This window comes from Ruegeria sp. CDSC025 (assembly GCF_059610805.1).
In genome coordinates, this window is record NZ_JBXWOJ010000018.1 from 1 (window position 1) to 12,468 (window position 12,468).

General features: G+C 55.5%; 9 protein-coding genes and 2 tRNA genes. 6 read left to right on the forward strand and 5 right to left on the reverse strand.

The annotated features are described in order from the left end of the window. Positions 1-252: 252 nt before the first annotated feature. A complete protein-coding gene (locus tag AC2FH8_RS18695; protein WP_142640206.1) occupies positions 253-1,188 on the reverse strand; it encodes a LysR substrate-binding domain-containing protein in 936 nt (311 codons plus the stop codon). Between the two features lie 239 nt (positions 1,189-1,427). On the opposite strand from AC2FH8_RS18695, the gene AC2FH8_RS18700 reads away from it, so the two are divergent. The 5 genes from AC2FH8_RS18700 (at position 1,428) to AC2FH8_RS18720 (ending at position 8,243) form a co-directional block, all read left to right on the forward strand. Further along, a complete protein-coding gene (locus tag AC2FH8_RS18700; protein ID WP_281973700.1) occupies positions 1,428-2,381 on the forward strand; it encodes an ABC transporter substrate-binding protein in 954 nt (317 codons plus the stop codon). Between the two features lie 82 nt (positions 2,382-2,463). Beyond that, on the forward strand, positions 2,464-3,492 hold the full coding sequence (locus AC2FH8_RS18705) for a quaternary amine ABC transporter ATP-binding protein (protein ID WP_271951750.1): 1,029 nt from the start codon (positions 2,464-2,466) through the stop codon (positions 3,490-3,492). Next, positions 3,492-5,474, forward strand: coding sequence for an ABC transporter permease (locus AC2FH8_RS18710; RefSeq protein ID WP_496690448.1), 1,983 nt, complete (start codon positions 3,492-3,494; stop codon positions 5,472-5,474). Before AC2FH8_RS18705 ends, AC2FH8_RS18710 begins: the two co-directional genes overlap by 1 nt. Before the next feature lies 1 nt (position 5,475). Next, on the forward strand, positions 5,476-5,847 hold the full coding sequence (locus AC2FH8_RS18715) for a cupin domain-containing protein (protein ID WP_142640214.1): 372 nt from the start codon (positions 5,476-5,478) through the stop codon (positions 5,845-5,847). Next, complete coding sequence (locus AC2FH8_RS18720; RefSeq protein ID WP_496690449.1) at positions 5,844-8,243, forward strand: trimethylamine N-oxide demethylase; 2,400 nt, start codon at positions 5,844-5,846, stop codon at positions 8,241-8,243. The genes AC2FH8_RS18715 and AC2FH8_RS18720 overlap by 4 nt, the downstream gene beginning before the upstream one ends. Before the next feature lie 410 nt (positions 8,244-8,653). Here the strand turns inward: AC2FH8_RS18720 and arsJ are convergent, their stop codons facing one another. From arsJ to AC2FH8_RS18735, 3 genes are read right to left on the reverse strand one after another with little or no spacing between them, the layout of a single operon-like run. Continuing rightward, entirely contained in the window at positions 8,654-9,913 is a 1,260-nt protein-coding gene (gene arsJ / locus AC2FH8_RS18725) for an organoarsenical effux MFS transporter ArsJ (protein WP_496690450.1), read from the reverse strand. After that, positions 9,910-10,908: an ArsJ-associated glyceraldehyde-3-phosphate dehydrogenase gene (locus AC2FH8_RS18730; protein WP_496690451.1), complete on the reverse strand. Its 999-nt coding sequence runs from the start codon at positions 10,906-10,908 to the stop codon at positions 9,910-9,912. The genes arsJ and AC2FH8_RS18730 overlap by 4 nt, the downstream gene beginning before the upstream one ends. After that, positions 10,905-11,738: an arsenate reductase/protein-tyrosine-phosphatase family protein gene (locus AC2FH8_RS18735; protein ID WP_496690452.1), complete on the reverse strand. Its 834-nt coding sequence runs from the start codon at positions 11,736-11,738 to the stop codon at positions 10,905-10,907. The genes AC2FH8_RS18730 and AC2FH8_RS18735 overlap by 4 nt, the downstream gene beginning before the upstream one ends. A 176-nt stretch (positions 11,739-11,914) precedes the next feature. On the opposite strand from AC2FH8_RS18735, the gene AC2FH8_RS18740 reads away from it, so the two are divergent. After that, positions 11,915-11,990: transfer RNA gene (locus tag AC2FH8_RS18740), tRNA-Thr, on the forward strand. A 251-nt stretch (positions 11,991-12,241) separates the two neighbouring features. Here AC2FH8_RS18740 and AC2FH8_RS18745 read toward each other — a convergent pair. After that, positions 12,242-12,317: transfer RNA gene (locus tag AC2FH8_RS18745), tRNA-Lys, on the reverse strand. Positions 12,318-12,468: the final 151 nt, after the last annotated feature.

The window sequence follows — 12,468 nt, forward strand, 5'->3', positions numbered from 1 at the left end:
CCAATCTCCTGAATCGGCTTCTTCTTCGCCTCACGCGCAATTTCGATGTCAGATTTATAGCTCATTGGGTTTCGGTCTCCCTGCATAAAATAGGCCAATAGTGTTCCAACCAGAACGGCAAGGAGCCGAACCAGATTCGCATATATTTTTCTTTAAAGTAAATATTTATTCCCTAGGGTCAATATGCGAGTTTAACACTCCCTGAAAGTGCTACTCGATTCATCATTAGGAAACAGAGGCTGGCCACAGCGATCAGGCGTATCTTTTCCGACCCGCGCTGAGACCAAGCAACCAATCTTCAACGATGCGCTGCTCTGGGAAAGCTTTGTGAAGAGGCCTTTTTAACAGGTAGTATCCGGACTGTGTTCGCACTGATGCGCCCTGAACCGGTCTGACCAAGGTGCCGCTTTCAAGCAATGGGTCAACAAGATGGGCCCAACCCAATGCAATTCCCAGTCCATCGACAGCTGCTTGCACTGACAACGGATAGGTATTGAACTCCACTGCCTGTTCCATCGAGGACGTCGATACCCCATTGCCACTGAACCAAGTGCGCCATGTCATCCACTCTGCATGACCACTGGCGACTTCAATAAGGTCCAGTTCCGGCAGCGCAGATATATCTGCCGCTTTGGGGTTGCTCTTGAGATACTCTGGGCTGCAGACCGGAAATACGGTTTCTCCGAACAAAAGCTGTGCCTCGTATCCCGGCCAATCGCCATCTCCACGCAGGATCGTCAAGTCCATCGAATCCGACAGGCACTCTGCGTCGCTGTCAGAAGAGACCAGCGAAATACGGATGCGGCCATTTGATTTGTTGAACTTGCGAAGTTGCGGCATCAGCCAAAGAGACGCGACAGAGTTGGTGGCGGAGATCGATACCGTGTTGGCCTGATGTTTGGCCAGCATATCCCGGCTGACATCCCGCATCAGGTCCAGCGACTTCTCCACGGTTGCCAGCAGGATGGCCCCTTGTTGGGTAAGCGAAACAGATCGGTGCCCTCGCACAAACAACGGCACATCATAGTGTTGCTCTAGCAACCGCACTTTGCGGCTGATCGCCGTTTCAGAGATGTTCAGAACCTTACTGGCCTGCGCAAAGCTCTGCGCCTTTGCGGCAGCTTCAAACGCCAACAAATAGTCGAGCGGCGGAAGGACTTTCCCTGTGACTGAAGTTTTCTTTGGCATTTCAGAGCGGATTCCCGAACTGGACGTTATAGCGATCGAAAAACATTTGGCCTCATCTGCGGGCAATCGATCAGGCAACTAATTGTTAAGATAGCAAAAAGTCGGGTTAGCCTCAAGAATTTATGGTCAAAGACCCTCAAATTTCTGTTCTGCGTCTGGGGCGATTCTGCGCAGAATGCACAAATTCGGGGCCGGAAGAGTCCACAACCTAAAAAATGAACATCACTCAGGGAGCAAACATGAAACTTACAAACCTCCTTTCTGCTGCAACTTTGGCAGCAGTTGCGGGAACAGGGGCGACTGCAGAAGACAGCAGCGACCCGATCGTGATCCCAATTCACAATTGGTCCAGCCAGATCGTGATGTCGAACGTTGTCGGCCTGATCTTTGAAGAGATGGGCAACAACGTCGAATACGTCACCACCGACAGCCAGGCGGTCTATGAATCGGTGCGCCTGGGCGATGTGGCGTTGGAGATGGAAGTCTGGGAAGGCGCGTTTGGCGCGTCCTACAGGGCGGCATTGGAAAAAGGTGGCCTGCATGACGCAGGCGATCATGACGCCGTTACACGTGAGGATTGGTGGTATCCCATGTGGACCAAGGAATCCTGCCCGGGCCTGCCAGATTGGAATGCATTGAACGACTGCGCACACCTGTTCGCGACAGCCGAAACCGGCGACAAGGGTCGGTATCTGGATGGTCCAGTTGACTGGTTGAAGCATGGTAAAGAACGCGCCGAAGCACTTGATCTGAACTTTACCGTGATCAATGCGGGTTCCGCCGCAGCCCTTTGGGCCGAGATAGGCGCGGCTGAGGCCGACAAAACACCGGTACTGGTTTTTAACTGGACGCCAAACTTTGCCGAAGCCGTCTGGCCTGGTGAGTTCGTTGAGTTCCCAGCATGGGAAGACGGATGCGACAAAGACCCAGCCAAGGGTCCTAACCCGAATGCGTTGTATGATTGCGGCAACCCCGCCGAAGGTTACCTGAAAAAGGCAGCCTGGGATGGTATGAAAGACAAATGGCCGGCCGCGTATTGCGCCCTGACAGAGATTTCTTTCACCAATCCGCAGATTGCTGAGATGGCGAAGCTGGTCGATACTGATGAGCTTGAACCGGAAGAAGCCGCCGAAGAATGGCTGGACGCCAACCGCGCTGTCGTCGATCCTTGGATCAGTTCCTGCAGCTCATAATCCGGCTACATCCACCGAAACTGGCGCGGCCTTGACCATCTGATCGATGCAAGGCCGCGCTCAACAAGAAAGTTAGGCAGCCATGTCCGCCACAGCGCCTGTCATCTCAGCCAAAAATGTATGGAAACTGTTTGGGCCCTCGCCAGAGAGCTACCTGAAGTCCATGCCCGCTGGCCGCGGTTTTGATGAAATCCGTGCAGATGGGTATATCGCCGGTGTCAAGGATGTCTCGATTGAGGTTGGCCGTGGCGAAATGCTGGTCATCATGGGTTTGTCAGGGTCAGGCAAGTCGACGCTGGTACGTTGTTTTTCGCGCCTGCACGACATTACAGGCGGAACGATTGAGGTTGACGGTCAGGACATCATGAGCCTGAGCGAGCGCGATCTGATTGAATTGCGCAGAAACAAGATGGGCATGGTGTTTCAGTCTTTCGGACTGCTGCCACATCGCACGGTTTTGGACAACGTGGCCTTTCCGTTGGAAATGCGCGGACAAGATCGTCATGATCGGCGCGAACGCGCGCTGGAAGTCATCAAGTTGGTGGGCCTTGAAGGTCGGGAAGAATACTTCCCACGGGAATTGAGCGGCGGCCAACAGCAAAGAGTCGGAATCGCCCGGTCGCTCGCCATTGAACCCGATATCTGGTTTCTGGACGAGCCATTCTCGGCGCTTGATCCACTGATCCGCCGCGAAATGCAGGATGAATTCCTGCGATTGCAAGAGATGCTGGGCAAAACCATCGTTTTCATCACGCATGATTTTGACGAAGCGCTACGTCTGGCAGACCGGATTGCAATCATGCGCAACGGCGCGGTCGAACAATGTGACACCCCCGACAAGATTGTGATGAACCCTGCCACCGAGTACGTGGCCAAGTTTACCGAAGATGTCGACAAGGCCCGGGTCGTACATGCCAAAGGCCTGGCAAAACCTGTGAACGGTCATGCCTTGGAGGGCGCACCAATCAATGGTGGATCAACCATTCACGAACTGGCGCGGGTTCTTGTCAACGATAACCGCATTCTTTTGCCGGTGGCGGATGACAATGGCGTTGTCACCGGTGTTCTGGAACGTGACGCCGCATTGAATGTTCTGCTTGGAGCTGAATGATGGCGGCGCTGTCCACCGAAGTACCGGACACTTCAGACGGGACGTGGGGAAAAACCAGAGTCCTGACTACACTTCTGGTCGCCGCCTTCGTGCTGATCGTTGCCAAAGCTGTCGGAGTTCTGCCCGAATGGCTAAACCGCATCCCCGAAGCCGCGATTCCGCCGACGGCGCAGGTTCTGGATGCAGTCTTCTACTTTATCCAAAATGATCTTGGCCTGATCTATGTCACACGATTTATCGCCGAAGGTCCGCTTGAGTTCCTGCTGGATACGTCAGCGAACCTTCTGGAAGGCAAGCGCCGTTGGCCCAATCTAGGTCCGATCCCATGGTCCGCAATCGCCGCAGTGGCAGCCGTCGTCGGCTACGCCGTAGGTGGTTGGCGTCTGGCCGCATTAGGCGCGGGAACCTTCATCTGGACGGCCGCGATCGGGCAGTGGAAGATCGCCATGCAGACGATGTCTGTCATCGTGGTTGCCGCACCGCTGGCGTTTCTTTTGGGCTTGATACTGGGCATCGCCGCCTGGAAATACAGCTGGTTCGAGCGGATGCTGAAACCCATGCTGTCCGTGCTGCAAACCCTGCCCTTCTTTACGTATCTCTTGCCAGCAGTGATCTTTTTTAAGGTCGGACCGACAGCTGGGGCCGTCGCAACAATTACTTTTGCCATCCCGCCGATGATCCTGATGACCACTCTGGGCTTGAAAAAAGTCAGCCCCGAAGTGATCGAAGCAGGCCAGATGTCTGGATGTACCAAATGGCAGATGTTGCGCCACGTCTACGTTCCAGCCGCGCGGACCGAGGTTCTGGTCGGCGTCAATCAGGTGATCATGTTGTGTCTTGCGATGGTTGTTCTGACCGCCTTTATCGGAATGCCCGGTCTTGGCGCGAAACTGCTGGCGATGATGGGTAGTTTCAAGCTGGGCCGTTCTTTCGAGATTGGCGTAACCATCGTCCTTCTGGCTGTCACGTTGGATCGGATGTCAAAGGCCTGGGTCGTCAAACAGCCAGTGCACTTCGAACGCGGCACCCCGTGGTGGAAGCGCCACCAGATTTCGCTGGTCGCACTGGGTCTGTTTGTTGGGTTCACTCTGCTGTCTCAGGTCTTCCCGATCCTGGCCGAAATTGGCCGCAAGCAGCATCTCAGCCAGGGCAAAGAAATCGACGTGGTTATCAAGTCGTTCCTGGCCATCGACATGATCAAAGGGACAACCGAATGGTTACGCTGGTTTCTGAACGTCAAGGTTCTGATTCCATTCCGGAATACGCTACTCGCCATTCCAACTCCCGCGTTCATCCTGCTGGTTGTTTCCTTTGCTTATTGGGTTGGTGGCCGAAAGCCCGGCATCTACGCAGCAGTCTTCTTTACGATTGTCGCGTTCTCGGGCTGGTGGGATCGGTCGGTTATTACTTTGTATACCGTGATCTCGGCCGTTGCGCTGGCAACCATGATCGGTATCCCCCTGGGCGTTGTCGCTGCGCGGTCCGCGCGTTGGTCCAAGAGCATTTTGCTGGCTTGCGACACTGCGCAAACCTTCCCCAGCTTCATTTACTTGATCCCTGCGATCATGTTGTTCGGGGTCAATGATGTCGCGGTTGTGTTCTCGATTCTGATCTTCGCCGCCGTCCCGCTGATCCGGTACACTATTATTGGCCTCAGCAACGTGCCGCCGGAAATGACCGAGGCAGCAGATATGTCCGGCTCGACCCGCCGGCAAAAGCTTATGTCGGTTCAGTTCCCTCTGGCGCTGCCAACTATGGCGGTCGGGTTTAATCAAGCCATCATGTTCGCCTTCTTCATGGTCATTATCGCGGCCTTCATTGGAACGCAGGACCTGGGGCAGGAACTTCAACGAACTCTGGCAGGTACCGAACTGGGCAAGAACTTTGTGCTCGGCATGAATGTCTCGCTGATGGCGCTTACCTTCGACATGGCGATCAGCAGTTGGGCTGATCAGCGCAAAAAGCGGTTGGGGCTCGACTAAGATGGCACAACAGCAGAGCGCACGCACCGTTATCCGCTTCGATGACCCCGGATTTGTCCGGATGCGGATGGACGGCCTGCCCGATGCGCAGGTCTGGTGGAAGAATATCAGTTTCGATGAAGAAACCGGACAAGGCAGCTATCTGATGAAGATGGCGCCAGGCACACGTTCGAACCCTCATGTCCATTACGGGCCGGAAGAGTTCTTTGTGCTTGAGGGCGATCTGACCGACCACGACGGGTTTCGATATCGCAGCGGCGATTTTGTCAGCCTTGCTGCCGGGTTCAGCCACTATTCGCGAACCGAGGCGGGATGCCTCTTGGTGGTTACCCATCGTGGTGCAACCGAAGCCATTCAGGAAAACACACTATGAATGTGAAGCCGGTCTTCGAAGTTCCATTCGAACGCAGCGGGGTTCTGGCCCCCGGCCTTCCGATCCTGCCGCATGGAACGGAACGCCACCCGATCCCCGGAATGGGGTCGCGCGCGGTACCGGTGTCCAAGGGCGATACCATCACGCTGCTGGACCGCGATGGGATGCAACCGGCTGAGATGGTCTTCTTTTCTCCTGACCGAAGCTCCGATGCAGCCATGCTGGGCACACAGGGGCATGGACGGCCCGAAGGTTTGATCGCAACCCTCGCAAATGGATCAGCATCTGGCAAAAAAGTTCTGCGTGCATTGGAAATCGCGGGCTTCGACATCGGAAAAGGCGACGCAATCCGGGCATTCGCTGGCGGTTCACGCCCGGGCGACATGGTGCATTTCGTGGCGGAAAGCGATGGTCTTTTGATTGTCGCTGCACCAGGCAAGGCTATGCGCCCTGAGGACAACAACCCTCCTACGGATATCATCTTGTACATCCAGCGCTCAGCGCCCGGATTGGAAAAGCCCGATGTCGGACCGCCCGATCCGCTGGCCGATCCGCTTAAGGATTTCAATATTCAGCCGGGAAATGCGCACTCATATGAAGTGAAGGCCGGTGAATTCATCCAGATCGTCGATATTCGTGGCCGAGAGTGTTCCGATTTTCAGGCCTTCAGCCGCCGCGCACTGGATCAGGGGATCGAGCGTGAAATCGACCCGACAACAACACGCAGCCTGATGGGCAGCTTGTATCCTCAACCCGGGATTTTCTCAAAGTACTGGTCAGTAGATCAAGAGCCTTTGATCGAAATCGTTCAAGATACCTGTGGGCGCCATGACACGTTCGGTCTGGCCTGTACGGCGCGATATTATGAAGACCTTGGCTATCCCGGCCATGTGAATTGTTCGGACAATATCAACAAGGATCTGGACCAATATGGCATCAAGCCGCGCGGTGGCTGGCCAGCGATCAACTTCTTTTTCAACACGATGCTGGATGACACCAACGCCATTGGCATGGACGATCCGTGGTCGCGACCCGGTGACTTCGTCCTGCTGCGCGCCCTGACCGATCTGGTTTGCGTCAGCACCGGCTGTCCCTGCGATATCGACCCGGCAAATGGCTGGAATCCAACAGACATTCAAGTGCGAACCTATAAGGCGACTGAGGATTTCAAGCGGTCCTATGGCTATAGAAAATCTGCGGAGGCGGATGTGGAAGAAACTAAGAAAACAGCATTTCACGACTGCTTTGCACGGCACACCCGTGATTTCGTCGAATACAATGGCTATTGGCTGCCCAACACGATGACCAATCATGGCGCGATTGCCGAATATTGGGCTTGCCGGGACAAGGTTGCTGTCATGGACCTCAGCCCGCTGCGCAAATACGAAGTCGTGGGACCTGACGCCGAAGAACTGATGCAGCTTTGCGTGACCCGCAACATGAAAAAGCTGAGCGTTGGTCAGGTCGTTTATACGGCCATGTGCTATGAGCACGGCGGTATGATCGACGATGGCACCGTCTACCGGTTGGGTGAGACGAACTTCCGCTGGATCGGTGGGAATGACACCAGCGGGTTGTGGCTGCAGGAACAGGCGCTCAAACGCAATATGAATGTCTGGGTGCGCAACTCTACGGACCAGTTGCACAACATTGCAGTTCAGGGGCGGCATAGCCGCGACATACTTTCCAAGATATTCTGGACACCGCCTCAGCAACCAACGATCGACGAACTGCCGTGGTTCCGGCTTTCGGTCGCGCGGGTTGGTGATGTGCAGGGGACTTCTGTTGTAATTTCTCGGACCGGCTATTCCGGAGAGCTTGGGTATGAAATCTTCTGCCACCCCAAGGATGCCGTCGAAATCTTTGATCGTGTCTGGGAGGTGGGCCAAGAGTATGGCATTGCGCCTCTGGGCCTGGGCGCATTGGACATGTTGCGGATCGAGGGCGGTCTGATCTTTGCCGGGTCAGAATTCGACGATCAGACCGATCCGTTCGAGGCCGGCATCGGCTTTACTGTGCCGCTGAAATCAAAGACCGACGACTTCATTGGGCGGGCGGCGATAGAGGAGCGCAAGGCCCACCCACACCGCAAACTGGTTGGATTTGAGATCGAAGGGGGTACGGTCCCCTCACCCGGTGACTGCGTGCGCGTTGGGAAAGCGCAGGTCGGAGAGATTACCAGCGCGATGAAATCACCCATCCTCGGCAAGGTCATCGCTTTGGGTCGGGTTTCTGTTACCCATGCCATCGTTGGAGCGGACATCGAAATCGGGCAGCTGGACGGCCAACAAAAGCGGTTGAAAGCCAAGATCGTGCCATTCCCGCATTTCGATCCAACAAAGGAACGTGTGAAGGGAATGTACGCAGAAGCGACGGTTCCGAACGCTGCAGAATAGCGACGGTGGTCTGACATCAACTTCTACCCGACCAAGGAATGCTGATGCTCGGACCTCATGCAACTCGAGTGGTGGCATTCCAAGTCAAATGCCTCTGGGCAGTGACATTGGATTGTTAAGGCTGAGCGGTCGGCCACGAACCACTGCAAGCCTTATTGCTTGGGTACCAAAAAAAAAATCTTTTGCTTCAGTGAGCTTTCGAACGCGTTGCTTTGCGCGCTTCCCGAGTGTGCCACTGAGATTTCGAAACAACAAATTGGATCCGCTGAAATGCCCTGCGGCATCGCCAATAAAGCGTTTCTGCCGGATAGCGTAACATGTAGGGGCTAATTCCATTTGTCCCGTCACAGAATTCATCGGCAAAAATAATGACGTCCATGCCGCATTCGCGAGCAAGCTTGGTGAGAATGCTAACCCACCGCCAAACGGTCCTGCATCCTGTCCGAGGCCATGGCGGACAGAGCGACCATTGTTGCGGCTGTTCCCAGAACCATTGCCAAACCACCGATCTGGTAAGTGAGGCCAGACAGCACTGTGCCCAGCAATCGGCCAGCCGCGTTGGCCATGTAATAGAAACCGACATCCATCGTGACCCGCTCGGCCTGAGAAAAGGACAGGATCAGATAGGAATGCAGCGAAGAGTTCACGGCAAAGATCACTCCAAAGATCAGCAAGCCGATCACCAGCGTAATGGTCAGCCAAGTGGCGGGCCCCGAGGATAAGGCTACAGCGACGGTCAGGGCGGCAGGCACGCAGAACAGGGTTACGGCCCAATCGCGCGCGGCGCGGATCAATTGGGGCTCGGACCGGTCAGAGGCGCGCAGGATCTTCGGGGCGCTGGCCTGAACTGCGCCGTATAGGATGATCCAGGCCGCCATGAATGTCCCGATCATGAAAAAGGCCGCTCGGTTCCCGGTTTCGGACCCGTCGGACAATACCGCATAGAAATAGATCGGAATCCCGACCACAAACCACACATCGCGCGCGCCAAACAGAAACATGCGGGACAAGCACAGCCAGTTGATATTGGGGGATTTCGAAAAAACCTCAGAGAATTTTGCGCCTTTACGCCCTTTGGGCAGGCCCGGCGGCATGAATAGAACGACCGCGATCAGGATGACGCCCAGCACCATAGCCATGGCCAGCACCGCCCAGTTAAAGCCAAACGTTGCCAACAGACCTGCGCCCAGCAAAAAGCCCAGCCCTTTGACCGCGTTCTTGGACCCGGTCAGCAGGGCAACCCAGCGAAACAGGCCGCCATCCTCGGTCGGGGCCAGCAGTTTCACGGCGGATTTCGAAGACATCTTGGCCAGATCCTTGGCCACGCCGCTGGCACCCTGAACGATCATGACAAAGGCCACTTTAGCTGGAATGGCCCAATTAGGGTCTAGTTGAGTCAGCAGCAGCAACGCCCCCACCTGCAGGCCAAGCCCCGCATAGAGCGTCGAGGTCAACCCGAACCGAGCCGCAATCCAGCCCGCCGCCAGATTGGTGCCGATACCGGCAATTTCATACAGAACAAACAGATAGGCCAGCTGGACCGGCGAGAAGCCCATCGTATGAAAATGCAGCAGCACCAGCATACGAAGCGCGCCGTCGGTCAGCATGAATGCCCAATAGGCTGCCGTGACCGCGATATAGGCGGACAACCCTTCGGGCTTCTGGGTCACAGCGCGGCTCCGACCATGAGCGCGACGTCGACCAGACGGTGCGCGTATCCCATCTCATTGTCATACCAGGCGTAGATCTTTACCTGGGTGCCGTTCACCACCATCGTCGACGGGGCGTCGATGATCGAAGAACGCTGATCATTGGTATAGTCGGTCGACACCAGAGGGCGGGTTTCATAGCCCAGAATACCCTTCAAATCTCCATCGGCGGCTTCTTTGAATAACGCGTTGACCTCTTCGACGGTTGTTTCCCGCTCTACTTCGAACACGCAATCGGTCAGCGAGGCATTCAGCAGCGGCACCCGGACCGCGTGACCGTTCAGCCGTCCTTGGAGTTCCGGGTAAATCAGGGTGATTGCCGTGGCTGAGCCGGTGGTGGTCGGGATCAGTGAGTTCAGAGCCGACCGCGCGCGGCGCAGGTCTTTGGCCGGGCGATCCACGATAGTCTGCGTGTTCGTTACGTCGTGGATTGTGGTCATCGACCCGTGGCGAATGCCGATATTCTCATGGATCACCTTGACCACCGGCGCCAGGCAGTTGGTGGTGCAAGAGGCAGCCGTCACGATGTGATGCGCGCTCGGATCATATGTACCTTCGTTCACGCCCATCACGATATTGGCGGTCGGGCCATCCTTGACCGGTGCCGAGACGACAACCTTCCTGACGCCTGCATCAAAATATGGCGCCAGCTTGATCTCGGTTTTGAAGGCGCCTGTGCAGTCAATCACCACGTCGACCCCGTCCAGTGGCAGCGCGTTCAGGTCGCGGGTACCGACAAACGGCAAGTGCATACCCTCTATGGTGACGCTGTCTTTGTCATAGTCAAAATCTGCTTCCCAGCGTCCATGAACCGTGTCGAATTCCAGCAAATGCGCGTGCATTTCAGGATCACCGATCCCGTCATTGATCCAGGCGATCTTTGCGCCTTTCTCCAATAGTGGTTTCAGGGCCAGCTTGCCCATCCGGCCAAGGCCATTCACGGCGTAGGTTGTCATGTCATGTCCTCGTCAGATGTTCTGGCAATATCGTCGACAGCCGATTGCAAGGCGATCCGGTCGAGGCTTTCGACCGGCAGCGAGGTAAAGGCCTCGATCCTGCGCCTGAGCGAACCATAGGCGTTCTGGAAGGCCAGGCTTTTTTCAGCCTTCGTGCCTGTCGCCATGACCGGGTCGACCACGCCCCAGTGACCGCTGATCGGCTGGCCATCCCAGGCCGGGCATTCCTCATTCGCGGCCTGATTGCAGACGGTAAAGACAAAATCCATCTCGGGCACGTCAGAGGTGGCAAATTCTGACATATGTTTCGAGCGCAGAGCCGAAACATCATGCCCTTTGTCCTTAAGGACCTGCACCGCTATAGGGTTGAGCCCGGATGAAGGCTGCGTTCCCGCAGAATATGCGTTGAAACGCTCACCCGCCAGCGCGCGAAGGATAGATTCAGCAAATATCGAACGGGCGGAATTGCCAACGCACAGGAAAAGAACGTTATATTTTCGGTCCGCTGATCTGTCGCTTTCCCAGCCTGACGGGATACAGATTTCGGGGCGTCCGCGGCAGCAATCGTTCAGTAGGTAATCCAGCATCTGCTGCACATTCTGCATATCGATCGAGTAGAGCAAAGAGGTACCAGACCGATTCTGCCGGACCAGCCCCGCCTGTCGCAACGCGTTCAGATAGTTCGATAATGTGTTGGGCTTGATCCCCAGCCCCAAGGCAAGCTCTCCGGCCGGGACAGCGTCAGGAAAGCGTCGCATCAACATGCGAAACACTGAAAGCCGTTGCGGGTGACCCAAAGTCGCCAGTTGTTCTGTTGCTGTAATTTCCATATTTCATGAAATATCGAAATATATAACTGCAGTCAACCCGGTTCCGATTTCCAGTGCGCGCCGGACCCTCAAAGAACGGTGATAACGAAATGCGGAAACAGGTGCTTCTAAGGTCATGAAACCCGGGATTTCACCGCTTGCAAGCACCTGCACGAGGGTTTAAACGAGCCTCGCTTGCCTCAATAGCTCAGCTGGTAGAGCAGGTCCTTCGTAAGGACAAGGTCGGGGGTTCGAGTCCCTCTTGAGGCACCATTTACTTTCAGAGGTCAGCAGAAATCGCAACCACTTGAACGTAAAGTGATTTCCGCACTTCGAAGGGCTTTGTCTCGTCAACTTGCCGTTTGGTTTCTCACACCCGTTATTGGACGAAGGTGACATCGAAGAAGCCTTCGCCGATCAGCTACAATCGCCACGGATCTCCTCGGCAGATCATCGCACATGCGGTGTGGTTATACGTTCGCATCAATCTGATCCTGCGTAACGCCTTGGTGTTATGTAAAAAGTGGTGAGCCGTGCAGGATTCGAACCTGCGACCCACTGATTAAAAGTCAGTTGCTCTACCAACTGAGCTAACGGCCCACTCTTTTGTTTGGATCCTTTGGATCCGTGGCGCTCTGTAAGGCATTTTCCCGACTGGGTTCAAGGCCTTATTTCACACCTCGTTACGCCTGTAGTTTCTTTCGAAACGGCGTCCCGATAGGCGGCCTACTTAGGCAGGTGGCGCAAGGGG

Bases quoted from the DNA above. Each gene is read 5' to 3' on its own strand.
- AC2FH8_RS18695 (WP_142640206.1), bottom strand. From the start codon at position 1,188: ATGCCAAAGAAAACTTCAGTCACAGGGAAAGTCCTTCCGCCGCTCGAC.
- AC2FH8_RS18700 (WP_281973700.1), top strand. From the start codon at position 1,428: ATGAAACTTACAAACCTCCTTTCTGCTGCAACTTTGGCAGCAGTTGCG.
- AC2FH8_RS18705 (WP_271951750.1), top strand. From the start codon at position 2,464: ATGTCCGCCACAGCGCCTGTCATCTCAGCCAAAAATGTATGGAAACTG.
- AC2FH8_RS18710 (WP_496690448.1), top strand. From the start codon at position 3,492: ATGGCGGCGCTGTCCACCGAAGTACCGGACACTTCAGACGGGACGTGG.
- AC2FH8_RS18715 (WP_142640214.1), top strand. From the start codon at position 5,476: ATGGCACAACAGCAGAGCGCACGCACCGTTATCCGCTTCGATGACCCC.
- AC2FH8_RS18720 (WP_496690449.1), top strand. From the start codon at position 5,844: ATGAATGTGAAGCCGGTCTTCGAAGTTCCATTCGAACGCAGCGGGGTT.
- AC2FH8_RS18730 (WP_496690451.1), bottom strand. From the start codon at position 10,908: ATGACAACCTACGCCGTGAATGGCCTTGGCCGGATGGGCAAGCTGGCC.
- AC2FH8_RS18735 (WP_496690452.1), bottom strand. From the start codon at position 11,738: ATGGAAATTACAGCAACAGAACAACTGGCGACTTTGGGTCACCCGCAA.